Below are 23,609 nucleotides of genomic sequence, written 5' to 3'. Positions count from 1 at the left end.
AGCCTAACGGATCTGTTTCTCGGCCCATTCGGCCCACTCCTGCTGCGTCCTGGTGAAGCGCAGGCCCCACTCCAGGGCGAGCCGGCCGTACACGGAGAGGTTGTCGGTGCCGCCTTCGAGGAACTCGCGGATGCTCTCCAGATGCTCAAGGCCCTTGCGGCCGATCTCGGCCTGGCGGCGGATGTAGGCGCGCGCCTGCTCGGGGTCGACCTGGGCCAGGAAGAAGACGCGCAGGAGCATGTCGCTGCGGATGGTCCCGGCCGGCTCCACGTCGGTGATCCACCGGCGCAGCTCGGCCAGGCCCTCCTCGGTGACGGCGTACTCCTTGCGGCCGCGCGGACCCTCCGCCGACACGCTGACCAGACCGGCCTCGGCGAGCTTGCCGAGCTCGGTGTAGAGCTGGCTCTGCGTGGCCGGCCAGACGTTGCTCAAGGACGCGTCGAAGAGCTTGAGCAGGTCGTATCCGCTCGCGGGACCTTCGGAGAGCAGGCCCAGCACACCGTGGCGAAGACTCATGTTCCTATAGTGACATATCTCAACTGGAACGTGCTGCTCACCCGTGCGCTTCCGCCCTCAGCTCGGCCAGCAGTTCGCCCTGGTCCACCAGCATCTCGGTGAGGATGCGGCGGACCGCGTCGAGCAGGTCGGCCAGTTCGGGCGTGGCCAGGGAGTAGACGACGGTGCTGCCTTCCCTCTCGGCGCTCACGACCCCTGCCCTGCGGAGTACGGCAAGCTGCTGTGACAGGCTCGATGCCTCGATGTCGATCTGGGCCAGGAGATCCCGGACCGGAAGTGGCCCCTCCTGGAGAAGTTCCAGCACCCTTATGCGAGCGGGGTGCCCGAGCGTCCGGAAGAAGTCGGCCTTGGCCTGGTAGAGCGGGACGGGCATGTGTCCAGGCTAATCCAGTGCAGTTGCATAATTGTTCAAGTCGCAATGTCGTTGGTTAGGATGACACCCGGGGAATAGGGAGTTGCCATGGGCCGAGGAAGACAGAAGGCGAAGCAGACCAAGGTCGCTCGCGAGCTGAAGTACACCAGCCAACACATGGACATCGACGCGTTGCGCAGGGAGTTGTCTGCGGACACGTCGCATGATGAGGGCTCTGGCGTGCCGCATGACCAGGAGTCCGAGCCCGCCCGTTGAGGCGGGTGCGAAGAAGCCGTGTGCCAGCCGTCCGGGAAGGGACCGGGCGGCGCGACACGGCCTTCTCGCGTCTCGGGCTCCAGGTCGGCACGACCGCTTATCGGGGCTGAATCTCGATCACGGTCTTGCCGCGTGAACGGCCGGCCTTGTTCTTGGCCAGCGCCGTCGCGGCGGCGGACAGGGGAACCACGTCGTCGATGTGGACCTTGATCCGGCCCGCGTCGATCAGGTCGGCCAGCAGGACCAGGAGTTCGGCGGAGGCCTTGTTGTCGAGGTTGACTCCGGTGATCTCTCTGGCCGCCAGGGCTGCCGGGTCCGCGGAGAAGACCGTGGTGACCACCGTGCCGCCGGGCCGTACCGTCTGGGCGAGTTGGTCCAGCGCGGCCGGGTCGGTGCTCACCGTGTCGAGCACCACGTCGATGCCGCCGGGGTGGAGCTGCAGCACCTGCTCGGCGACCGGGCGCAGGCTGTGGTCGACGAGTTCGGCGGCGCCGATCCCGCGCATGTGCCCGGCCATGTCGGCGGTGGCCGTGGCGATGACCTTGGCGCCGGCGTTGGCGGCGAACTGCACCGCCTGCTGGCCGACGCCGCCCGTGGCTCCGGAGACCAGGACCACCCGGCCCTGGTCGATCTTGGCCGTCTCGACCATGTTGTAGGCGGTCGTGGTCGCGATGGGCACCGCGGCGGCCTGGGTGAAGATCATGCCGGCGGGCATGCGCGCGATGACCGGGCTCGCCAGGGCGTACTCGGCGTAGCTGCCCTTGAACTGGCCGTAGACCTGGTCTCCCGGGCGGAACGCCGACACCGCGGGGCCGACCGCCTCCACGACCCCGGCGCCGTCGATGCCCAGCACCTTCGGGAAGGTCTGGCCGGAGGTCTTGAACTCCCCTTCGGCGATCTTCCAGTCGACCGGGTTGAGACCGGCGGCGTGGAGCCGGACGAGGACGCCATTGGGGCCCGGCGTCGGTTTCGGCAGTTCCATGAGCTCGGGTTCTTGCCCGAAGCCGGAGATGGCAATGGCGCGCATGGGGGGTACATGCCCGCGTGTCCGGTTTGCCAACCTGAGTAGGGGCGTACTCACGACACCATCCGTGACCGGCCGCACGCTGGGGGGCGAAGGAAGCGATTGCGAAGGAAGCGATTGCGGAAAAGGCGAGGTGGTGACCCATGGCGGCCAGAAGCGTGGCGGTGACCTTCACCAACACCACGGGAGAGATCCTCGGCAAGAACTTCGAGGCGCTGATGCACGGAGTCTGGACCAACGGCATCGAGCCCCCGCAGACCGTGATGCCCGGCGAGACCGTGAGCTGGGAGAGCGAGTCGGACGGCATCGCCACCGGCACCGAAGGCCGCGTGCAGTACCGCGTCGGCGACGGCGGGCCGATCGTCGAGATGCACTGGAGCAACCCGTTCGCCGGGGCCAACACGTTCAACGAGGTGTGCGTCGCGGGCAAGGCGCTGCTGCGCGCCGGCGGCGACGGCGAGAACGCCCGCGTGTCCTGGACGCTGGAGAACTCGCAGTGGCACACCACCGCGTTCCGGCCCAGCCTGCACGGCTTCCACTTCAACAACTCCTGGCCGGAGGGCACCACCCTCAAGCACCTGGACCTCGGCGTGGTGAGCCTGCCGATCGGCGACGCCACCAACGGCCTGTGCGGCGGCATGGTCTACGCGGCCATGGACTACTTCCTGTCCAACCAGCTCGCGCCCGCGCAGACCGTCGCGCCCGCCGGCGAAGGGGTGCCGCTGTTCGACTACTTCGTCTCGCGGCTGTTCGACTCCTTCGACCTGCCCGACCTGCCGCTCAGCCTGCTCAAGCTGATGAACCCGGCCTACCCCGACACCGACCAGGGCATCTTCGAGCCGATCGGGCTCATGTCGGGCCGCTCGGCCATCATGGTCAGGGACTCGTGGCCGAGGGTGAAGGACTGGATCGACCAGGGTTTCCCCCGGCCGATCTGCCTGGTGAAGACCAAGAGCCTCAACCCCGCCGACCTGGGCAGGAACCATCAGGTGCTCGTCTGGGGCTACCACGTGAGCGGAACCGGGGTCACCTTCGCCCTGTACGACCCCAACTTCCACGACCACGACGCGCTCATGATGACGTTCGACACCTCCCGCACGGACGTACCGGTCGCCGTCGGCGTCACCGACCCGGGCCAGGGCACGATCTCCTGCTTCCTGCCCACCGCCTACGCCGCCCAGACGCCTCCCTGACCCCTGCTAGGTTCTGGGGCGTGCTCCAGGGGAGAAAGGACGAGCTGGCCGCGATCGAGCGGCTGCTCGGCACGGCCCGCGAGGGCGGCAGCGGCGCGCTGGTCCTGCGCGGCGAGCCCGGCGTGGGCAAGAGCGCCCTGCTGGAGCACGCCGGTTCCGTGGCCGACGGGTTCGCGCTCCTGCGTGGATCGGCGGTGGAGAGCGAGTCGGAGCTGCCCTTCGCCGCCCTGCACCAGATCCTGCTCCCTCTCCTCGACCACCTCGAGGCCCTCCCGGAACCACAGGCCGCCGCCGTCCGCACCGCGTTCGGCCTGGCCACCGACGGCGTGGCCGACCGGTTCATGATCGGCCTGGCCACTCTGACGCTGCTCGCCGAGAACGCGCCCCTGCTCTGCCTGATCGACGACGCCCAGTGGCTCGACCAGGCCTCCGCCGAGGCCCTGCTGTTCGCCGCCCGCCGCCTGCACGCCGAGGGCGTGGTGATCCTGGTCTCGGCCCGTGACGAGGCGTCGCTGGCCGGGCTGCCCGAGCTGCGGGTCGAGGGGCTCGACCGGGCGGCGGCCCACGCGCTGCTGGCCCGCCACCTTCCCGGCCTGCCGCCCCACGTCAGAGACCGGGTGGTCGAGGAGTCGGGCGGCAACCCGCTGGCCCTGCTCGAACTGCCCGCCTCAGCGGCGGAGGAGGTCGGGCCGCTGCCGTTGCCCCGCCGCCTGCAGGAGGCCTTCGGGAAGCGCATCGCCGGCCTGCCCTCGCGGGCGCGCAGCGCGCTCGTGGTCGCCGCCGCGGCCGACTCCGGCGAACTGGGCACGATCCTCGCCGCCACGCGCGAGCTCGGGCTGCCCGACGACGCGCTGGCCCAGGCCGAGGGGCTGGTGCGCGTGCAGGGCTCCGTGGTCTCGTTCCGGCACTCGCTGACCAGGGCGGCGGCCTACCAGAGCGCCGGGTTCGTCGAGCGGCTGGCCGTACACCGGGCTCTGGCGGCGACCGCGGCCGATCCGGACCGGCGGGCGTGGCACCTGGCCGCGGCGGCGACCGGGCCGGACGAGGAGGTCGCGGCGGGACTGGAGGCGGCGGCGGAGCGTGCGCGCGACCGCACCGGGTACGCCGCCGCCGCGGCGGCCCTGGAACGCGCCGCGCACCTGACACCGGACCCGGAGCGGCGGCTGCGCCGGCTGACCGCGGCCGCGCAGACCGCGACGGACGCCGGGCAGAACGGACGGGCGGGCGGCCTGGTCGAGGAGGCGCTGCGGCTGAGCGGCGACCCGGACGCGCTGGCCACGTTGCGCGCCAAGGTCGCCTTCGAGGACGGTGACCCGGGAGCCGCCTACACGATCCTCATCGAGGCGGCCGGGCGTGGCGAGGGCGAGGCCAGGGTACGGCTGCTCACCGACGCGGCCAGGGCGGCCTGGACACGCGCCGACCCCGCGGGCATGCGGCGCGCGCACGGCCTGCTGGCCGAGCTGCCGGGGCAGGAGTCCCTGGCGGCGGCCATCGGCGGCGCGGCCGAGCTGATGTCCGGCGATCCCGGAGAAGGCCTGCGGATCCTGCGCGAGAACGTGGCCGCGATGCCCCAGCGCCGCGCCGGCCTGGTCGGCGAGCGGCTCGCGACCGTGATGGTGGACTTCTTCAGCGGCGACTTCGCCCGCTCGCGCGAGACGATGCTGGTGCTCGCGGGCGAGTTCCGGCGGCGCGGCATGATCGGCTGGCTGGCCGGAGTGCTGGGAACGCTGGCCGAGGCCGAGTTCTTCCTGGGCCGCTTCCACGAGGCGGCGGCCAGCGTCGACGAGACCATCCGCATCGCCGGGGACACCGGACAGCGCCGGCGCGAGGCCCACGCGCGCGGCCTGCTCGCGGCGCTGGCGGCGGTGCGCGGCGAGGAGGAGAAGGGCGAGGGCGAGTGGGCCGAGCGGGCGGGCGCGCTGCTCGACCTGGGGCGCGGCCGCTTCGAGGCGGCGCTGGAGCGCATGGAACAGCTCACCGGGCAGAACCACGCGCTCTACTTCGCGCCCGACCAGGTCGAGGCGGCGGTCAGGCTGGGCAGTCCCGGTCGGGCCACCGAACCGCTGGAGCGCTTCGAGCGGTGGGCGCGGGCCGCCGGTCAGCCCTGGGCCGACGCGGTGCTTGCCCGCTGCCGCGCCCTGCTGGCCGAGGAGCCCGAGGAGCAGTTCGCGCTGGCCGTACGGGATGGGGCCAGGCCCTTCGAGCAGGCCCGCAGCAGGCTGCTGTTCGGGGAGTGGCTGCGCCGTGAGCGGCGCAAGGCCGAGGCCCGCACGCAGCTGCGGGCGGCGCTGGAGACGTTCGAGCGCGCGGGCGCGCACCCGTGGGCCGAGCACGCCCGCGCCGAGCTGCGCGCGGCGGGCGAGACCGCCGCGCGGGCCGCGCCCGACGCGATGGCCGCCCTCACCCCGCAAGAGCTGCAGGTGGTACGGCTGGCCGCGACGGGCGCCACCAACAAGGAGATCGGTGCCCAGCTCTTCCTCAGCCCGAAGACAGTCGGCCACCACCTCTACCGGGCCTTCCCCAAGCTCGGCGTGGCCACCAGGACGGAGCTGGCCCACCTGTTCAGCTGAGCTCGGCCTTCCTGCGCAGCAGGGCGTCGCGCCGGCGGTGAGCCAGGAACGTCACCACCGCCGCGACCGCCACGCACAGCGGCCCCACCACGAACAGGACGGGTGTGTCGCGCACGACGGCGAGCACGGCGAGGAGCACCGCCGTCATGGTGGAGGCGGCGACCGCGAGCCAGCCCGCGACCACCCGGTCCAGCGCGAACATGGGCGTCCGCCGGGCCAGCACCCACCCGCCGTACCCGGCCCAGGCCAGGCAGAGGGTGAGGAGCAAGGCGAAGGCGAGGTGCAGGCGGTCCGGGAGCGGCCCCGGCTCGGTCAGCCACAGCGAGCCCAGCGCGACGGCGCCGGCGAGCCCGGCGAGCAGCGCGACCAGCCCACCGGCACGCCGCCACGGCGACAGCACGGGCGACAACTTGGCGATGATGTCATCAGGCGAGTTCATGGCCGTGTCCCTTTCGGGTGAGGTGTTCCGACAGCAGGCGACGGGCGCGGTTGAGCCGTGACTTGATGGTGCCGACCGGTACGCCGCAGATCTGCGCGCAGTCCTCCAGGGAGAAGTCCTCCAGGTAGAACAGCGCGAGCACGTCCCGTTCCCGCACGGGCAGCGCGGCCAGGGCGCCGACGAGCGCGGCCCGGTCGAGCGCCGCCTCGAAGGCGTCACTCTGCGGGACGGGCGGCTGCGGCTCCGGCTGGGCGTACTCGGCGCGCAGCCGGTCGGCGACCGACCGCCTCGCGATGGTGAACAGCCACGGCGCGAACCTGCCCGGCTCCTTCAGCCGGGGCAGGCCGCGCAGCACCGCCACCCAGACCTCCTGGGTGACGTCGTCGGCCCGCTCGGCGTCCAGCATGCGCCGGACGTAGGTCCAGACGGGTTCGTGCCATGTTCTGACCAGCTCGGCCAGCGCGTCGCGCTCACCGAGCTGGCAGCGGACCACCAGCAACTCGTCGCTCATGCCTGTCCAGTCGGGTGATGGTCCGGGAAGGTTCATGCCGGGGCGATAAACACCTCATGCGGTCGTGTGCAGGCTTGTTCACGCTCTGTCACGTCCCTACCTTCTTGGCGGGGGGACGCATGAGAAAGCTCCTATGTCAGGATGCCGGACAGGTCGATTTCGAGCGGCGCGGGTTCCGGCTCGGGCCCGCGAGGGGCCACCTGGAAGCCGTCGGGCTGGCCTTCATGGCCGGGTTCAACGCCGCCAACGAGGCGGGTCCCGACGGGATGGACGTCTCCGGCCTCGCGCCGGAGCTGCGGGGGTTCGCCTACGAAGGCGCGGGGACGGCGTGTGCCATGCACGACGTCCTGACCCTTTCCGGCGGCAGGCGGCTGGCCGCGCTGCTGGCCGGGCGGGGGCGTGAGCACCCGTACCCGATCCATCTGGGTGCCGGATGGGCCTTCGCCAGGCTCCGGCTGCGGCCGTGGCCCATGCGCAGGGCGCTGGACCCGCTGCTGCGCTGGCTGAGCTGGGACGGCTATGGCTTCCACCAGGCCTTCTTCCGCCGGCCCGTGGGCCTGACCACCAACGGGGTCAGGCGGGCCATCCGCGACCAGGGCTACGGCCGGGCGCTGTGGTTTCGCGAGTGCGCCGACGTGGACGCCCTCGCCGTGAACATCGCCGCCTTCCCGCTCGACCGGCACGCCGACCTGTGGAGCGGCGCGGGCCTCGCCGCCGCCCACGTCGGCGGCGCCACCCCCGACGACCTGGTACGGCTGGCCCGCCACGCCGGCGAGAACCGGGCCGACCTCGCCCAGGGCGCCGTCTTCGCCGCCGCCGCCAGGGTGCGCTCCGGTCTCGTCCCCGCCCGCACCGAGCAGGCGATCGAGATCCTGGCCGGAGCCGGACCCGAGCGGGCGGCCGCGTGGGCCGAGCAGGCCCGGCGCGGCCGCGGCCACACCGCGCAGGAGTTCCAGCTCTGGCGGGCGGAGATCCGCAGGTTGTGGGGATCGCGGAGAAACGTGCGTTCCTGAGGGGGTTGACCGCTCCGGGCGGCCCGCAGAACCTACGGGTGTGCAGACCTACCGCTATCTCGTCGTCGGCGCCGGTCCAGGCGGACTCCAGCTCAGCTACTTCCTGCACCGTCGCGGCGCGGACTACGTGACGCTGGAGCGGGAGGCGGGACCGGGGGCCTTCTTCCGGCACTATCCCCGCCACCGCAGGCTGATCTCGCTCAACAAGGTCCACGTGGGCGACGACGATCCGGAGATCCGGCTGCGCTGGGACTGGAACTCGCTGCTCAACGACGCGCCGGAGCTGCTGTTCCCCGCGTACTCGGCCGAATACCTGCCCTCGGCCGACGACCTGACCCGCTACCTCGCCGACTTCGCGGCCAAGCACGCGCTGAACGTGCGCTACTCCACGCCGGTCACGGAGATCCGGCGCGAGGAGGACGGCTTCGTGGTGCGGGCCGGCGAGCAGGTCTACCGGGCCGAGTGCGTCGTCGTGGCCACGGGGTGGGGCGGGCCGTACGTTCCGGAGATCCCCGGGATCGAGCACGCGGTCGGCTACGAGGACATGGAGACCGACGGCGCGCGCTTCGCCGGGCAGCGGGTGCTGGTCATCGGCAAGGGCAACTCGGCGTTCGAGACCGCGCAGGCGCTGCTGCCGCACGCCGACATCGTCCACCTGGCCAGCCCCCACCCCTTACGGCTGGCCTGGCGCAGCAAGCACCCCGGCGACGTTCGCGGGCAGTACGGCGCCTTCCTCGACAGCTACTGGTTCAAGACCCTGCACGCGGTCCTGGAGTGCGAGATCGACCGGATCTGGCGGCAGGACGGCGTCTTCAAGGTCGCCATCACCTACACGCTGGCCGACGGGGAGCGGGCGCTGCTCGACTACGACGCGGTCCTGCGGTGCACCGGGTTCACCATGGACAAGGGCGTGTTCGGTGAAGGCAGCGTGCCGTACCCGCACGAGAACGGGCGGATCCCGGCCATCCGGCCGGACTTCCAGTCGGTCAACGTCGACGGGCTGTACTTCGCCGGGACGCTGATGCAGGGGCGCGACGTCAAGCACGCCTCCTCGGCCTTCATCGACGGCTTCCGCTACAACCTGCGCACGCTGGACCGGCTGCTGGCCGAGCGCTTCGACGGGGCGCCGCTGGAGCACAGGCCCGCGCCGGCGGACGCGGGCGGGCTGTGCGCGTACATGCTGGACCGGGCGAACTGGAGCTCGGCGCTGTGGACCCAGTTCGAGTACCTCTGCGACGCCTACGTCATCGAGGGCGGCCGGATCGAGCACTACGAGGACCTGCCCGAGGACTACGCGGCCGGGCGGTTCCACGATCTGCTCACGCTCACGCTGCGCTGGGGGCCGCGCGACCAGCCGGACGTCTTCGCCATCCAGCGGCATCCCGAGCCGGATCGGGCCGAGGAGAGCGCCTTCCTGCATCCGGTCGTCCGCCGGTGGCGGGGCGGGGCGCTGGTGGCGGAGAAGCACCTGCTGGAGGATCTGCGGGCTCGGTGGCGCGATCCGGTCAGGCACGTCGCGCCGCTCACCGGGTTTCTGGCCGGGCAGCTCTAGCGTCCCTGGCGCAGGGGCGGGGCCACCACGTCGATCCGGTTCGTCCAGACGCCGCCCGCGTAGCCGTCCGGCAGGCGTTCCAGGTCGGCCGGGGTGTCGAAGCCCTCCGACCAGCCGCCGTCTCCCGCGACGAGGACGACGCGGGTGCCGTGGGCGCGCATCCGCTCGACGAACTTGTGCGGCCAGCCCCACAGCCAGGGGGCGTAGCCCTCCGGGAGGTGGAGCTGGATGTTCCGGCAGGCCGCGGGGACCAGGCCGGTCCAGCCGGTCGCGAGGTAGCGCAGGCCGCAGCGTTCCATGATGGCCCGGGAGGCGACCCTGGCGCCGGGCGCCTTGGCGGCGTAGGCGGCGACCGAGGCGTCGCCGCCGTAGACGGTGATCTTCGAGCGGCGTTCCGGGGGCAGGGCGGCGGCCACCTTCTCGCCGTCGGCCGGGTCGTCGCTCTTGATGTGCAGCAGCAGTTCCCTGCCGGGGAAGGCGTCCAGGACCTCCTCCAGAGCCGGCATCAGGCCCGCGCCCTTGCCGCGGAAGGGGAAGGTCCTGCCGCCGTCGGGGGTGTAGCCGTGGCCGACGTCCAGGCGGCGCAGTTCGGCCATCGTGTGGTCGCGGACCGCGCCCCGGCCGTCCGTGCGGCACTCCAGGAGGTGGTCGTGGAAGACGGCGATCTTGTCGTCCTTCGTCACCTGGACGTCGAACTCGACCACGTCGGCTCCGGCCGCGAAGGCGGCGCGCATGGACTCCAGGGTGTTCTCCAGGTAGGGGTGACGCGGTGGGTGGACGCGCTCTGCCGTACAGGTGTCGCCGGTCAGGCCCGCGAACCCGAACGTCTGCGCCATCCCGCGGTGGGCCAGCAGCAGCGGCGGCTCGTCCGGCGTGCTCCACGAGCGGTTGCCCGCGTAGACGAGCGCGACGAGACCCAGGAGCACGACGAGGGCGATGCGGCGTTTCGGCACCGCACGACGATCGCGCCGGGCCGGTCCGGCCCGCAACCGGCCAAAGGACTAGTCCCTTGGTACGAGCCGCACGGCCTGGGTGCGGCTGGTGACGCCCAGCTTGGCCAGCACGTTGCTGACGTGCGCCTTGACGGTGCGCTCGGCCAGGCCCAGCCTGCGGGCGATGTCCCGGTTCGCCAGGCCCTCGGCCACCAGGTCCAGGACCTCCCGTTCCCTGGCGGTGAGCGCCTCCAGGCCGGGCGGTCGCGCGCGGGCCAGCAACCGGCCGGCCGAGGCGCTCAGCGTGGTGACGCCGGCGTGCGCGCCCCTTACGGCCGCGGCGAGTTCCTCGCCGGTGGCGTCCTTCAGTACGAAGCCGTCCGCCCCGGCGGCCAGGGCGCGCTGGATCTCCGCGGCCCTGCCGACCGTGGTCAGCATCAGCACGCGTGGCCGCGGCCTGGGCAGGTGCTCGCGCAGCAGCGTGATGCCGTCCGTACCCGGCAGGTACAGGTCCAGCAGGATCACGTCCGCCTCGCCGGCCGCGAGGAAGGCGAGAAGGTCCGGCCCGTCTTCCACGGCGGCGACCACCTCGATGTCAGGTTGTGCCCCGAGAATGAGGGACATGCCCTCCCGGACGAGCGCCTGGTCATCGACGATGACGAGCCTGATCACGCGGCCGATGCTACGAGATGCCCGGCTCTGGCTGGAACTCTCGCTCGCCGGACTCCTGGCCGGGCTCTTCGTGATCAGCGGCGCGGCCGTCTCGGCGCCGCTCGGACTGGCGCAGATCGTGCCGCTCGCCTGGCGGCGCAGGTACCCCGCGCTCGTGCTCGTCGTGGTCGCGCTGGCCACGCTCGTGCACCTGCGGCTCGGGATGTGGCGGGTGGTGGGCTATCTTCCCGCCATGCTCGCGCTGCACGCCGCGGCCGGGAGCGGCGGCAGGAGCGTGCGGATCTGGCTGTGCGCGGCCGCGGCGCTCGCGCTGTCGATCTCGGACGCCACCCTGCGCGGGCCGGTCGAGGGCGGGCTGATCAGCCTCGTGTCGTTCACCGTCGTGTGGGTGACCGGGGTCGAACGCGGCCAGCACGCGCGTGAGCGGGCCGCGCTGGCGGCCGCCGCCGCCGGGCAGGCGCGGCTGCGCGCGGAGTCGGCCGAGCGCGAACGGCTGGCCAGGCGGCTGCACGACACGCTGGCCGGGACCGTCACCGTGATGCTCGTCCAGACCGAGGCGCTGCGGCACACGGCCGCCTTCGCGCCGCCGGAGCGCGAGCGGGTGGACCGCGTGCTGTCGGCGGGGCGTACGGCGCTGGCCGAGGTCCGCGACGCCATCGCCGATCTCGACCGGCGGGACGCATCGGGGGCGGAGCTTTCCGCTCATCTCAGCCGGTTGCGGGCCGCGGGGCTGGACGTGCCTGCCGTACCGCCGATGGATCTCGCGCCGCCGCTCGCGGATGTCTTCCACCGGCTGGTCGGGGAGACGGCGACGAACGCGCTGCGGCACGGCGGGCCGGGCGCGCGGGTGGAGTACCTGGTCGAGGGGCGGGTGCTGACGATCGTCAGCACCCCTGTGCGGGCGCGGCGGGCCGGGAGCGGCGGTTACGGCCTGCGCAGCCTGGCCGCCGATCTCCAGGAGTACGGCGGCGCCCTCGTGTACGGCCGGGACGGCGAGCGGTGGGTCGTGACCGCGACCTTCCCGGAGTAGCCGGTGCTGTCCAGACGCGCGATGCTCCTGCTGGGCGCCGCCGCGCTGCTCCCGGCGGACGACCCGTTCGAGGTGGTCAGGCGGCGGTGGCAAGAGCTGGCCACGGGCCCGGTGGTCCACGACATCGACGGATACATCCGGCGGGCCTACGCTCCCGGCGCCGACCCCGAGGGCAACTGGTGGCGCTGGCAGATCGGTGTGCCCAAGCGGCTTCTCGACAGCGCGATGCGTACCGGCTATCGGGGGACGCTGCTGCCGGAGGCGGTCGACCACTTCGTCCCGGAGAGCGTGCTCGACGACTACGACGGCACCAGCACCGGCGCCAACCGCGTGGACCTGTGCACGGTCCTGTTGCTGCGCGCCGTCCTCGGCCGGGACCGCGACCGGGCGGCCAGAGCGGTCGCCGGGCTCGCGCCGGTCCTGCGCTACGTCACCGAAGGCGATGGCTTCTACCGCGACGGCTCCTTCATCCAGCACTCCTGGGTCCCCTACCAGGGCGGCTACGGCGCGGTGCTGCTGTCCGGCCTGGCCAGGCTCTTCGCCGTGCTGCGCGGCACCCCCTGGGAGATCGCCGACCGGCAGATCGTCCACGACAGCGTCGAGCGCTCCTTCGCCCCTTTCATCCATCAGGGCCTGTGCATGGACCTCGTCCGGGGCAGAAGCGTCGGCAGGCACCCGGACGGCGCCCGGCGCAGAGCCCGCGAGATCGCCCAGGCCGTGCTGCTGCTCGGCGAGACGGCCGGTGCCGCCGAGCGGGCCCGCTGGCGCGGCATGGTCAAGGGCTGGGGCCTGCTCGACGACGACCGGGTCGTGGCGCGTGCCGAGCCGCCCGGCCACGTGCTGATGCCGATGAGCGCCCGCGCCGTCCACCGGGCGCCGGGCTGGTGCGCGGCGCTCAGCATGAGCTCGCACCGGATCGGCCACTACGAGCACGGCAACGGCGAGAACCTGCGCGGCTGGCACACCGGCGCCGGAATGCTCTACTGGTGGACCCCGCAGCACCCCGCCCAGTACGCGGACGGCTTCTGGCAGAGCGTCGACCCCTACCGGCTGCCCGGCACCACGGTCTCCACCCGCCGCCTGCCCGACGGCGCCGGGACCGCGTGGGGCGAGACCCTCACCCCGTGGCGCTGGGTCGGCGGCGCCACCGACGGCACGTACGCCACCGTCGGCCACCACCTGTCCGGCCTGGAAAGTTCACTGGAGGCGTTCAAGTCGTGGTTCTTCCTCGACGACGCCGTGGTCTGCCTGGGTGCCGGGATCGCCTGCCGCGACGGCGTACCCGTCGAGACCATCGTGGACAACCGCAGGACCGGCGCCACCCTGGCCGTGGACCGCCGTGCGGGCTGGTTCCACCTGGACGACCACGCCGGTTACGTCGTCCTGGACGATGCCCAGCCGAAGATCGGGCGCGACGAGCGGTACGTGACGCTCTGGCTGGACCACGGCACCGACCCCGCGGACGCCGGCTACGCCTACGCCCTGTTGCCCGGCGCCTCCGAGGCCGCCACGCGGGCCCGTGCCGCCGCGTCCACCTGGCTGCACGTCCTGGCCAACACGAACAGGCAGCAGGCCGTACACGTGCCGGGGCTGGGCCTGACCGCGGCCAACTTCTGGCAGCCCGGCACCGTCGGCCCGCTGACCGCCTCCGCCCCGTGCGCGGTCCTCGTCAGGGAGAAGGGCGACGGCACCGCCACCCTCACGGTCGCCGACCCGCGCCGCGAACTGGCTGGTCTGACCGTCGTCTGGAACCGGCACGTCCTCGTCTTCGATGGCCTCCCCGAGCCCCGGACCGTGACGCTCCCCGTTTAACCGTCTGCCGCCGGGTAGCCGGATGTGCGTCCGCAACCCAAGGAAAGGAGCAGTCATGCAGCCTGACCCGAACCTGTGGGCCTACCACCAGGACGTATACGGAACCGGCGGCACCATGGATCTCGCCGGATACACCGTCGAGGCGACCGACGGCAAGATCGGTTCGGTCGACGAGGCGAGTTACGAGGTCGGCGAGAGCTACATCGTCGTCGACACCGGCCCGTGGATCTTCGGCAAGAAGGTCATGCTTCCGGCCAGCGTCGTCATCAGGGTGGATCCGCAGGAGAAGAGAGTCCACGTCTCCCGCACCAAGCAGGAGATCAAGGACGCGCCCGAGTTCGACGCGTCGAACTACAAGGAATCCGTCTACCGGGACCAGATAGGCACCTACTACGGGAAGTTCCCCCCGTACGGTCCCGGCCCTCTGTAATGCGCGAAACCCAGGGGCAGGCCGCGCTCGCGGCCTGCCCCTCCCCTGTCTCTGAGGAGGTTTCCATGGATCTGCGGGGAAAGGTGGTCGTGGTGACCGGCGCCAGCGGCGGTGTCGGCCGCGCCGTGGTGCGGGAGCTGGGCACGCGCGGCGCCACCGTCGCGCTGATCGCGCGCGGCACGGCGGGCCTGGCCGAGGCGTCGGTGGAGGTCGGCGTCGCGGGCGGCGAGGGTCTCGTCTACGAGGCCGACGTCGCCGACTATGACCAGGTACGGCAGGCCGCGCAGCGGATCGAGGCCGACCTGGGCCCGATCGAGGTGTGGATGAACGTCGCCTTCTCCTCGGTGTTCGCCAAGTTCTGGGACATCCGGCCCGAGGAGTACGAGCGCGCCACCCGCGTCACCTACCTCGGCTACGTCTGGGGCACCCGCGTGGCACTCGACCTCATGCGCCCCCGCGGCCACGGCGTCATCGTCCAGGCCGGATCGGCGCTCACCTACAGGGCCGTCCCCCTGCAGTCCGCCCACTGCGCCGCCAAACACGCCATCAAGGGCTTCACCGAGTCCGTCCGCACCGAACTGCTGCACGAGAAGAGCGACATCCAGGTCACGATGGTGCAGTTGCCCGCGCTCAACACCCCGCAGTTCGACTGGGTACTGGCCAGGCTGGGCCGCCACCCGCGGCCGGTGCCGCCGATCTACCAGCCCGAGGTCGCCGCCCGTGCCATGGTCTACGCCGCCGAGCACCCGCGCCGCCGCGAGTACTGGGTCGGCGCCACCACGGCGGCCATGATCCTGGCGCAGAAGTTCGCGGCCGGAGCGCTGGACCGCTACCTGGCCCGTACCGCAGTCGACTCGCAGCAGATCGCCGGCGAGGCGCCCAGCGGTGTCCACAACCTGTGGAAACCGGTCGACGACGAGCGGTCCCGCGGGGCGCACGGCCGCTTCGACGAACGCAGCCACCCCCGCAATCTTCAGGTCTGGCTCGCCCGCCACCGCGGCGCGCTCGCACTCGGCGCCGCTGCCGCCGCCTACCTGGGCTGGCGGGCGCTCCGTTAAACAGCGCGACCATGGGTAGCCACCTGTCATGAGCAGATTGCTGTTGCTGCTGGTGGCACTGGTGATCACGGCCTGTTCTTCGCAGCAGGGCGGCGGGGTGACCGAGGCCGCGGACGGCTTCTACGCCGCCGTCGCCGCCGGGGACGGCGCGCGAGCCTGCGCCCTGCTCTCGCCGCGGGCCGAGGAGGGTTTGGAGAAGGGTGGCGACACCTGTCCGAAGGCCGTTCTCGACCTGGACCTGCGCGGGGGAGCGCCGCTGGGCGGTCCGCGCGTCTACGGCGACGAGGCCCAGGTACGGCTGGCCGCCGACACCGTCTTCCTGCACCGGTTCGCCGACGGGTGGCGGGTCAGGGCCGCCGGGTGTGAGCCCCGGCCCGGCCTGCCGTACCGGTGCGAGATCGAGGGGTGAGCGCATGCGGATCATGTTCGTCACGACGCTCGCCATCATCGTCGTGGGCCTGGCCTACATGATCGCGCTGGGGGTGCTGGGCCGATGAGAGGCTTCGTCAGGGGCAACGCGCTGAGCCTGTTCTTCCTGCTGGCCTTCGCCGCCGCGCTGGTGGGGCAGTCGTTCGCCGGGACCGCCGACTACAACGCCAGGCAACTGACCGAGGGCGGACTGCCCGTCACGTGGGCGGACTACGTCACGAGCAGCGACTTCGCCGTGGACGTGGCGGAGAACTGGCAGTCGGAGTACCTGCAGTTCCTGTTGTTCATCATGGTCACGATCTGGCTGGTGCAGCGTGGTTCGCCGGAGTCGAAGCCGCCGGGGGAGGAAGGCGGCCAGAGCGACCGGGAGCAGCGGATCGGGCCCTTCGCCCGGCCGGACAGCCCCGCCTGGGCCAAGGCCGGCGGTTTGCGCCGCAGCCTCTACTCCAACTCGCTCGGCTGGGTGATGGGGCTGGTCTTCGCCGCCTCCTGGTTCGCGCAGTCGGTGGCGGGGACGGCGGCGTACAACAACGAGCGCCTTTCCCAGTTGCTGGACCCGGTCGGCTGGAGCGGCTACGTGCTGTCCGCGGACTTCTGGAACCGCACCCTGCAGAACTGGCAGTCGGAGTTTCTGGCCGTGCTGTCGATGATCGTGCTCGCGGTCTACCTGCGCCAGCGTGGCTCGCCCGAGTCCAAGCCGGTGGGCGCCGGGCATGCGGCGACCGGTGTGGAGAGCTAGCGCGGGGGTAGGTGGGGCACTTACCGATCCGTCCGATCCGTCCGATCAGTCCGATCTGTCCGAGGAGGGACATGCTGACCGCACGAGAGATCATGACACCCGGCGCGGAGTGCATCGCCGCCGACGCCAGCGTGTCCGAGGCCGCGGAGAAGATGGCCAGTCTCGACGTCGGCTCCCTGCCGATCTGCGGGTCGGACGAGCGGCTCCGGGGGATGCTGACCGACCGGGACATCGTCGTGAAGGTCCTGGCGACCGGCAAGGACCCCGACTCCTGCCGTACGGGCGAGCTGGCCCGGGGCCGGCCGGTCACGGTCGGTGCCGACGACGATGCCAGGGAGATCCTGCGCACGATGGCCGCGTACAAGGTCAGGCGGCTGCCCGTCCTCGACGGCCACCGCCTGGTCGGCATCGTCGCCCTGGCCGACGTCGCCCGCGCCCTGCCGGACGCCCCGGTGGGGGATCTGATGAGCGCGATTGCGAGTTGATGACCATGACGCACAACGAGGATTACCGTCCGCCCGAGCGTTCGCCCGAGGGCAAGCCGATGGCCAGTGCCACCCCGCGTGACGTGGTGCACATCAGGGTGGGTTCGTTCATCCTGATCTTCGCCGTCGTGCTCGGCGTGGCGGGCCTGCTGCTGGGCATCCCGCTGCTGGCCGTCGGGGCCGGGGTGGTGATCGTGGCCACGGTCGTGGACATGGTCCTGGCCGTTCGCGGGCAGCGCGCCCGTGGCACCGGAGAGGCCGGATGAGAGTCCCTCAGCGGTGGCGGATCTTGAGGCGGCCGTAGCCGAGTTCGCCGCTCACCTGGACGTGCAGCGTGCTCGGGCCCGGGTTGCGGGGCGGGCGATGGGTGGCGGCGCCCCAGGTGAGGCGTACCCGGTCGTAGTCGACGCTCGCCCGCTTCGGCAGGGTGAGGAGGACCGAGCCGTAGGCCAGCTGGACTTCGATCTCGATGACCGAGTGGCGGATGTCGGCGGCGGACAGGTCGAGGTTGGCGCCGCCGTACTCGCCGATGATCCGCAGCGAGCGGGGGACGCGCCACGCGCCCGAGCGGCGGATGCGGCCCCCCGTGGAGACCAGCTCAACCCGCTCGTCGGGCAGTTCGGCCAGCGCCGTGGCCAGCGTGCTGGGGGAGCGGGCGGTGAGGGCCTGCTCCAGGCGCACTTCCATCTCGGCGGAGTCGAGGTGGCCCTCCGCGTAGGCGTCCTGGAGCCTCTGGACGGCCTGGTCGCGCTCGGCCTCGGACAGGGGCATGACGACCTCCCTTCATGGTGTCATACAGACACCATAATGGTGCCATGCATCATCCGGTAGTGCGCTCGGACTCCAGGCTGTCGAGAATGTGGCGCAGGCCGAAGGAGAACTGGTCCTCGCGCGCGGAATCGACGCTGACGCCGGCGGCGTGCTGGGCGGCGTAGAGGCGGCGCAGCCGCGGGTACGGCTGGGCGGCCCGCTCGGCGACCGGCCACATGAGCGCCACCCAATCCTCCTGGTTCAGGCTGTTGCGTGCCATCAGCGACAGCACCGCCGCCTCGGACGTGGTGACACCGGTGACGTAGGACGCGACGGTGCTCAGCGCGCGGTTGGCGGCCTCCAGCGGGAAGCCGGCGTTCTCGAGGATGCCGATCATGCGATCGGTCGTTTCCATGGTGTTCGGGCCGAGGTACGACAGGCCGGCCGCGCCGAACAGCTGTGCGGACCAGGGGTGGCGCAGGATCGCCGCGCGCAGGCTGTGGGCGCAGGCGAGCGTGGGCGTGCGCCAGTCGGCCGGGTCGCCGCTGTCGGTGATCTCGATCTCGGCGTAGATCTGGTCGACGACCAGCTCGATCAGTTCGTCCTTGCTGGCCACGTGGCGGTAGAACGCGGTGGCGGCGGTGCCAAGCTCCGCGCCGAGGCGCCGCATGCTCAGCGCCTCCAGTCCCTCGGCGTCCAGGACGCGGATCGCCGTGGCGACGATCAGATCGCGGGTGAGCGTGGGCGACTTCTTGGACGGGCGCGTCCACACCGACGGGCTCTGTTCTTGCATGCTCTCTCCCTGGTCGCGGTCATTCTAGTGCACGGCGTGATTGCCAACGAGTACACTGTTCGCCTAAAGTGCACGGTGTGAATTCCTTCGACACCCCGGAACCCATCCAAGCCGCGATCGATCTCGCGGCGGGAGATGTTCGGCTCGTGGCGGAGCGCCGCGCCGACACGCGGGTCAGGGTGAACCCGCTCGACCCGGCCAACGACGACGACGCCACCGCGGCCGGCCTGACCGAGGTGGAGTACTCCGGCGGCCACCTGAAGGTACACACGCCGCGCCTGTGGCGGCACCGCACCGGCGCCGTCGAGGTGGAGATCCGGCTGCCCGAAGGCTCCGGCCTGGAGATCGACCTGTCCACCGGCCAGGTGCGGAGCCATGGCCGAGTCGGGGAGACCAGGATTCGCACCACTCATGGTGAGATCCAGCTCGACCAGACCGCCGGGCTCCACCTGGAGTCGGGTTCGGGTCACGTGTGTGTCGCCGCGGTCGAGGGGGACGCCGTGATCAAGCTGCCCAGCGGCGACCTGTGCCTCGGCGAGGTCACCGGCAGCCTGCGGGTCCGCGCCGCCAACGGGCGGATCGTGGTCGAGCGGGCCCACGCCGACGTCGAGGTGACGACCGCGCACGGCGACATCAGGATCGGCGAGGTGGTCCGTGGCCTCGTCACGCTCACCACCGGCTCGGGGGCGGTCGACGTGGGCGTCAGGGAGGGCAGCGCCGCCCTGCTGAGTCTCGGCTCCACCTACGGCGCCGTCCGCGACCTGCTGGAGGCGGAGCCGCCGCCCGAGCCGGCCGAGGAGAACATCGAGATCCACGCCTCGACCACACACGGCAACGTGGTGGTCCGCCGCGCGGCTCACCTGCGGAAGTAGGCACGGGTCGACGGAAGGAGGAGCAGAACGATCACGGCTGGCGCGGCCACCGGCGTGAAGAACATACGGCCCTCGGTCAGGACGAACACCCAGTCCGGATAGGCGTCCGAGGTCGCGTCCACGACCGCGCGCGCGTCCGCGCCGGCGCCCAGGACGTTCTGGAGGTACTCCACCTTCGACAACTGGCTGAGGATGACGAGGACGTCCATCACGAGGAAGAGGGGTTGCGCGATCAGGGTGAGGATCCAGCCCGCGCGCCTGCCCGCCAGGTTGAGCGCGCCCAGGACCGCGACGACGACCGCGGTGCCGACGGGCACGAGCAGCGCGTAGCCGCCCTCGTCGAAGTGGACGTTGTTCTCCGCCAGGACCGACGGCGACAGGCCCTGCCCGATCAGTTCGGCCTCGGCCGCCGCCTGCACGTCGGCGCCGTAGACGAGGCCGGCGACCGGGGCGATCAGGAACGCCAGGGCGTACAGCAGCTGAAGGATGCCGGCGAGAAGGTGGTTCTTGGTGATGTCCATGACGGTGACGGTCGCGTGGCCCGCTGATACGGCGCTCTCACGGCGCTGTCACGCCGCTGAGGGCGCCCGTGGCAAGCTACGCACGTGCGAGTTGTCCTGCTTGGTGCGGTTCAGGCGTTTGACGGGGACACGGCGCCGGTCGAGATCGGCGGCGTGCGGCTGCGCATGCTGCTGGCCAGGCTCGCGCTCGCGACCGGCCGTCCGGTGCCCGCCGAGGCCCTGATCGACGACCTCTGGGGCGAGGACGCACCCGCGGGCGCGGCCGGGGCGCTGCAGGGCTTGGTGTCACGGCTGCGCAAGTCCCTCGGCGAGGTGGCCGCGGTCGAACTCGTGGCGGGCGGCTACCGCGTGCCCGTGCGCGCCGAGGACGTCGACGTCCACCGCTTCGAGGAACTCGCCGCCCAAGGCCGCCGCGAGCTCGTCGCCGGACGGGCCAGGGAGGCCGCCACGCTGCTCGGCGCCGCGCTCGGCCTGTGGCGGGGACCCGCCCTCGCCGACGTCCTCGACGCGCCGTTCGCCCGCAACCTCGCCACCCGCCTCGACGGCCTGCGCGCCGCCGCCACCGAAGATCGCTTCGATGCCGAGGTACGGCTCGGCCGCCACGCCGACGTGCTGGCCGACATCGAGACCGCGGCCGCCGCCGGCCCGCTCAGCGAACGTCTTGCCGAGCTGCGCGTGCGGGCCCTGTCGGCATCCGGCCGGCAGTCCGACGCGCTGGCGGCCTACGAGGAGATCCGCGCCCGGCTGGCCGACGAACTCGGCGTCGACCCGTCCCCCGAACTCCGGGAAACCCACCTCGCCCTGCTGCGTGGTGAGCTCGGGCGGCCCGCCGTACCGCAGAGTGGACAGGCCGCGCCGGCGCGGCTGCCCGCTACGCTGACCAGCTTCGTCGGACGCGAGCGCGAGCTGGCCCGGCTGGCCGAGCTGCTGGCCGCGGCCCGGCTGGTCACGATCGTCGGGCCGGGGGGCGCGGGCAAGACGCGGCTGGCACTGGAGGCCGCCGCCGTGGACCGCGCGCACGGGCAGGGCAGGGTGTGGTTCGTGCCGCTGGCCGGCGTCGACGACCGGCTCCCCGACGCGGTGCTCGGCGCGCTCAGCGGCCTCAACGACGGCGGCAGGCAGCAGGCCACCCCGATCGACCGGCTGGCCGACCTGCTCGACGTCGGCGACGCCCTCCTTGTCCTGGACAACTGCGAGCACGTGGTCGAAGCCGCCGCCACCCTGGCCGCGCGGCTGCTCGACCGGCTGCCACAGCTGCGGATCCTGACGACCACCCGCGAACCGCTGGCGATCACCGGCGAGGTGCTGTGCCACCTGGGGCCGCTGGAACTGCCGCCCGACGACCCCGAACTCACCGTCGCCGCCGCGTCCGGGGCCGTGCGGTTGTTCGTGGAACGGGCCGCCGGCGTGCGTCCCGGCTTCACCCTCGATGCCGGGACGGCCGGCGACGTGGTGGAGATCTGCCGGCGGCTCGACGGTATGCCTCTGGCGTTGGAGCTGGCCGCGGCCAGGATGCGTTCCATGGGCGTTGACCAGATCGCCCGCCGCCTTGACGACCGCTTCCGGCTGCTGACCTCGGGCAGCCGCGCCGCCCTACCCCGCCAGCGCACGCTGCTCGCCGTGGTGGAGTGGAGCTGGGAGTTGCTGGACGAGCGGGAACGCGCCCTGGCCCGCCGCCTGTCCACGTTCCCGGGCGGCGCCACCCTGCGCGCCCTGGAGACCATCTGCACCGACTCCCCGCCCAGCGGTTCGTCGCCTGGTTCTGCGTCCGGTGGTGTGTTGCCCGGTGGTTCTGCGTCCGGTGGGTCCTCGTCCGGGGGTCTGTTGCCCGGAGGCTTGTTGCCCGGTGGTTCCGCGTCCGGTGCTTCCTCGTCCGGCGGTTTGTTGCCCGGAGGCTTTTCGCCTGGTGGTTCCGCGTCTGGTGGTTTGTTGCCTGGCGGCTCCCTGTCGGGCGGGGACGTGGTGTACGTGGCCGGCTCTCTCGTAGAGAAGTCGCTGGTCCGGCAGGACGGCGAGCGCTACGACATGCTGGAGACCATCCGTGCCTATGCCGCAGCCCGCCAGGCCGAGTCCGGCGAGGACCTCTCCGGCCGGTTCACCGCCTACTACCTGGCCCTGGCGGAGGAACAGGAGCCGCTGCTACGCCGACGCGAACAACTGGCGGCGATCGCGGTCTTCGACGCCGAGCACGACAACCTGGTGCACGCCCTGCGCGGCGTCCTGACGGCCGGCGACACCCACGCCGCGGCCCGCTTCGTCCGAGCCCTGTTCTGGTACTGGGGCATCAGAGGCATGAGCAACCAGTTCGAGACGTTCCTGGGCGAAGTGCTGGCCCTCGACCTGCCCGAGGCGACCCGCGCCGCCTTCCAGGTGATCCGGCTGGCCTCGGCGAAGCCGTCCGACGAACTCCCGCAACCCGACACCGACACCGACAACGCCGCAGTCCTGGCCTTCCACCCCACCCTGCCCCTGCTGCGGATCTCCCACCTGGCCGGCGACGTCCAAGCGGCCCTGGATCACCCCGATCCCTGGGTACGGGCGAGCGGCCACCTGGCCCACGACTTCCTCCTGACCGAGCAGGGCGACCCGCACTCCGGCGCCGCCTCCCGCAGGGCCGCGCTGCGCGGCTTCGAAGAGATCGGCGACCGGTGGGGCCTGGTGATGAGCAACCTCAGCCTCGGCCGCGAACACACCCTCACCGGCGACCACACCCAGGCCATCACCCGGTTCGAGCGGGCGCTCGCGATCGCCACCGAGCTCGGCACCGAGGAGCACCTGCACGACACCTGGACCGCGCTCTCGTTGGCCCGCATGCGCACCGGCGACCTGGACGGCGCCCGCCGCAACCTGAAGGCCGCCCGCCAGCAGGCCCAGACCCTGGGACACCGGCGCATGGAGAACAGCCTGCTGGCCCACATCGCCGCCACGCACCGAAGGGAGGGCGACCACGAACAGGCGGACCAGATCCTGGACCAGATGCAGCCGCTGCTGCACCGGATGCTGTACCCCGAGGCGATGGAAAGGGACCTGCTGGCCGGGGCGCGCCTGTCGGTCCGGGTCGCCGCCGGTGACGCACCCGCGGCACGCGCTCTCCTGCCCGCCGCGATCCACGGAGTCCTGTCGTACGGCAACGCCGAAGGCCTCGCGTGGGCGGCCGAGATGGTAGCCGGGGTGCTGTCACTGGAGGACAAGCCCGAACCTGCGGCCGTCGCACTGGGAACAGCCTTCGTGATCCGCGGCGAACTCCACCACCACGACCCGGAGACCCGCGACCTGATCGACCGCCTCACCAAGGCACTGGGGGAGAACGGGTACCGGACAGCGTTCACCCGTGGCGCCACTCTGCCACGGCGGGACGCGCTGAGCTGGCTGACCAACCTGGCCAACCAGCCCCCGCCACAACCGTAACGAGCCGCAATCAGCCGCCACCACAACCCGTAACGGGGCCGCGATCAGCCGCCACCACAACCCGTAACGGGCCGCGAGCGGCCGCTGGCACAGCCGTAACGGGGCCGCGATCAGCCGCCACCACAACCCGTAACGGGCCGCAATCAGCCGCCACCACAACCCGTAACGGGGCCGCGATCAGCCGCCACCACAACCCGTAACGGGCCGCGAGCGGCCGCTGGCACAGCCGTAA

General features: G+C 72.1%; 25 protein-coding genes. 15 read left to right on the top strand and 10 right to left on the bottom strand.

The annotated features are described in order from the left end of the window. Window positions 1-3: 3 nt before the first annotated feature. Entirely contained in the window at window positions 4-516 is a 513-nt protein-coding gene (locus ACIBKY_RS42060; protein WP_397106069.1) for a PadR family transcriptional regulator, read from the bottom strand. 37 nt (window positions 517-553) lie between these two features. Next, complete coding sequence (locus tag ACIBKY_RS42055; RefSeq protein WP_397106067.1) at window positions 554-889, bottom strand: ArsR/SmtB family transcription factor; 336 nt, start codon at window positions 887-889, stop codon at window positions 554-556. Window positions 890-976: 87 nt separating this feature from the next. On the opposite strand from ACIBKY_RS42055, the gene ACIBKY_RS42050 reads away from it, so the two are divergent. Next, window positions 977-1,144, top strand: a complete 168-nt coding sequence (locus ACIBKY_RS42050) for a DUF3073 domain-containing protein (RefSeq protein ID WP_184959274.1) — start codon at window positions 977-979, stop codon at window positions 1,142-1,144. Between the two features lie 97 nt (window positions 1,145-1,241). On the opposite strand, the gene ACIBKY_RS42045 is transcribed toward ACIBKY_RS42050, so the two are convergent. Next, window positions 1,242-2,171, bottom strand: coding sequence for an NADP-dependent oxidoreductase (locus tag ACIBKY_RS42045; RefSeq protein ID WP_397106065.1), 930 nt, complete (start codon window positions 2,169-2,171; stop codon window positions 1,242-1,244). 140 nt (window positions 2,172-2,311) lie between these two features. Here ACIBKY_RS42045 and ACIBKY_RS42040 point away from each other — a divergent pair, with 140 nt between their 5' ends. Both ACIBKY_RS42040 and ACIBKY_RS42035 read left to right on the top strand, forming a co-directional pair. Continuing rightward, window positions 2,312-3,361: a hypothetical protein gene (locus ACIBKY_RS42040; protein ID WP_397106063.1), complete on the top strand. Its 1,050-nt coding sequence runs from the start codon at window positions 2,312-2,314 to the stop codon at window positions 3,359-3,361. A gap of 20 nt (window positions 3,362-3,381) precedes the next feature. Beyond that, window positions 3,382-5,931, top strand: coding sequence for an AAA family ATPase (locus tag ACIBKY_RS42035; RefSeq protein ID WP_397106061.1), 2,550 nt, complete (start codon window positions 3,382-3,384; stop codon window positions 5,929-5,931). Here the strand turns inward: ACIBKY_RS42035 and ACIBKY_RS42030 are convergent. Continuing rightward, window positions 5,924-6,370 carry a hypothetical protein gene (locus ACIBKY_RS42030; protein WP_397106059.1) on the bottom strand — a complete coding sequence of 149 codons (447 nt, stop codon included), beginning with the start codon at window positions 6,368-6,370 and terminating at the stop codon, window positions 5,924-5,926. The genes ACIBKY_RS42035 and ACIBKY_RS42030 overlap by 8 nt on opposite strands. Then, the gene (locus ACIBKY_RS42025; RefSeq protein WP_397106057.1) at window positions 6,357-6,881 is read right to left on the bottom strand and encodes an RNA polymerase sigma factor; all 525 of its coding nucleotides are present in this window, start codon (window positions 6,879-6,881) and stop codon (window positions 6,357-6,359) included. Before ACIBKY_RS42025 ends, ACIBKY_RS42030 begins: the two co-directional genes overlap by 14 nt. 119 nt (window positions 6,882-7,000) lie before the next feature. Between ACIBKY_RS42025 and ACIBKY_RS42020 the strand changes: the two genes are divergently transcribed. Both ACIBKY_RS42020 and ACIBKY_RS42015 read left to right on the top strand, forming a co-directional pair. Then, the gene (locus tag ACIBKY_RS42020; protein WP_397106055.1) at window positions 7,001-7,894 is read left to right on the top strand and encodes a DUF1702 family protein; all 894 of its coding nucleotides are present in this window, start codon (window positions 7,001-7,003) and stop codon (window positions 7,892-7,894) included. Between the two features lie 40 nt (window positions 7,895-7,934). Further along, window positions 7,935-9,446, top strand: coding sequence for an NAD(P)-binding domain-containing protein (locus tag ACIBKY_RS42015; protein ID WP_397106053.1), 1,512 nt, complete (start codon window positions 7,935-7,937; stop codon window positions 9,444-9,446). On the opposite strand, the gene ACIBKY_RS42010 is transcribed toward ACIBKY_RS42015, so the two are convergent. Further along, complete coding sequence (locus ACIBKY_RS42010; RefSeq protein WP_397106051.1) at window positions 9,443-10,399, bottom strand: glycerophosphodiester phosphodiesterase family protein; 957 nt, start codon at window positions 10,397-10,399, stop codon at window positions 9,443-9,445. The genes ACIBKY_RS42015 and ACIBKY_RS42010 overlap by 4 nt on opposite strands. A gap of 48 nt (window positions 10,400-10,447) precedes the next feature. After that, window positions 10,448-11,050: a LuxR C-terminal-related transcriptional regulator gene (locus ACIBKY_RS42005; RefSeq protein WP_397106049.1), complete on the bottom strand. Its 603-nt coding sequence runs from the start codon at window positions 11,048-11,050 to the stop codon at window positions 10,448-10,450. A 7-nt stretch (window positions 11,051-11,057) separates the two neighbouring features. Between ACIBKY_RS42005 and ACIBKY_RS42000 the strand changes: the two genes are divergently transcribed. The 8 genes from ACIBKY_RS42000 (at window position 11,058) to ACIBKY_RS41965 (ending at window position 17,299) form a co-directional block, all read left to right on the top strand. After that, window positions 11,058-12,080 (top strand): sensor histidine kinase, encoded by a 1,023-nt coding sequence (locus ACIBKY_RS42000; protein WP_397106047.1) that lies wholly within the window; start codon window positions 11,058-11,060, stop codon window positions 12,078-12,080. Window positions 12,081-12,083: 3 nt separating this feature from the next. Beyond that, window positions 12,084-13,892, top strand: a complete 1,809-nt coding sequence (locus ACIBKY_RS41995; protein ID WP_397106045.1) for a polysaccharide lyase 8 family protein — start codon at window positions 12,084-12,086, stop codon at window positions 13,890-13,892. A gap of 55 nt (window positions 13,893-13,947) precedes the next feature. Then, a complete protein-coding gene (locus tag ACIBKY_RS41990) occupies window positions 13,948-14,322 on the top strand; it encodes a PRC-barrel domain containing protein (protein ID WP_397106043.1) in 375 nt (124 codons plus the stop codon). A 65-nt stretch (window positions 14,323-14,387) separates the two neighbouring features. Beyond that, window positions 14,388-15,380 (top strand): SDR family oxidoreductase, encoded by a 993-nt coding sequence (locus tag ACIBKY_RS41985; RefSeq protein WP_397106041.1) that lies wholly within the window; start codon window positions 14,388-14,390, stop codon window positions 15,378-15,380. A 28-nt stretch (window positions 15,381-15,408) separates the two neighbouring features. Next, the gene (locus ACIBKY_RS41980) at window positions 15,409-15,789 is read left to right on the top strand and encodes a hypothetical protein (protein ID WP_397106039.1); all 381 of its coding nucleotides are present in this window, start codon (window positions 15,409-15,411) and stop codon (window positions 15,787-15,789) included. Window positions 15,790-15,873: 84 nt separating this feature from the next. Beyond that, window positions 15,874-16,548 carry a DUF6766 family protein gene (locus ACIBKY_RS41975; RefSeq protein ID WP_397106037.1) on the top strand — a complete coding sequence of 225 codons (675 nt, stop codon included), beginning with the start codon at window positions 15,874-15,876 and terminating at the stop codon, window positions 16,546-16,548. A 71-nt stretch (window positions 16,549-16,619) separates the two neighbouring features. Continuing rightward, the gene (locus tag ACIBKY_RS41970; RefSeq protein WP_397106035.1) at window positions 16,620-17,033 is read left to right on the top strand and encodes a CBS domain-containing protein; all 414 of its coding nucleotides are present in this window, start codon (window positions 16,620-16,622) and stop codon (window positions 17,031-17,033) included. 5 nt (window positions 17,034-17,038) lie between these two features. After that, entirely contained in the window at window positions 17,039-17,299 is a 261-nt protein-coding gene (locus tag ACIBKY_RS41965) for a hypothetical protein (RefSeq protein WP_397106033.1), read from the top strand. 7 nt (window positions 17,300-17,306) lie between these two features. Here ACIBKY_RS41965 and ACIBKY_RS41960 read toward each other — a convergent pair whose 3' ends face one another. Next, window positions 17,307-17,804: a DUF1707 domain-containing protein gene (locus tag ACIBKY_RS41960; RefSeq protein ID WP_397106031.1), complete on the bottom strand. Its 498-nt coding sequence runs from the start codon at window positions 17,802-17,804 to the stop codon at window positions 17,307-17,309. 49 nt (window positions 17,805-17,853) lie between these two features. Beyond that, window positions 17,854-18,576, bottom strand: coding sequence for a TetR/AcrR family transcriptional regulator (locus tag ACIBKY_RS41955; RefSeq protein WP_397106029.1), 723 nt, complete (start codon window positions 18,574-18,576; stop codon window positions 17,854-17,856). A gap of 77 nt (window positions 18,577-18,653) precedes the next feature. Between ACIBKY_RS41955 and ACIBKY_RS41950 the strand changes: the two genes are divergently transcribed. Beyond that, entirely contained in the window at window positions 18,654-19,448 is a 795-nt protein-coding gene (locus ACIBKY_RS41950) for a DUF4097 family beta strand repeat-containing protein (protein WP_397106027.1), read from the top strand. Here the strand turns inward: ACIBKY_RS41950 and ACIBKY_RS41945 are convergent. Further along, window positions 19,433-19,969: a hypothetical protein gene (locus ACIBKY_RS41945; protein WP_397106025.1), complete on the bottom strand. Its 537-nt coding sequence runs from the start codon at window positions 19,967-19,969 to the stop codon at window positions 19,433-19,435. The two genes, ACIBKY_RS41950 and ACIBKY_RS41945, sit on opposite strands and share 16 nt — an antisense overlap. Before the next feature lie 84 nt (window positions 19,970-20,053). On the opposite strand from ACIBKY_RS41945, the gene ACIBKY_RS41940 reads away from it, so the two are divergent. Further along, a complete protein-coding gene (locus ACIBKY_RS41940; RefSeq protein WP_397106023.1) occupies window positions 20,054-23,377 on the top strand; it encodes a BTAD domain-containing putative transcriptional regulator in 3,324 nt (1,107 codons plus the stop codon). Window positions 23,378-23,609: the final 232 nt, after the last annotated feature.

Origin of the sequence: Nonomuraea sp. NPDC050394 (genome assembly GCF_044459065.1) — a bacterium.
Classification (GTDB): Bacteria; Actinomycetota; Actinomycetes; order Streptosporangiales; family Streptosporangiaceae; genus Nonomuraea.
This window is presented reverse-complemented; position numbering and strand designations above follow the sequence as displayed.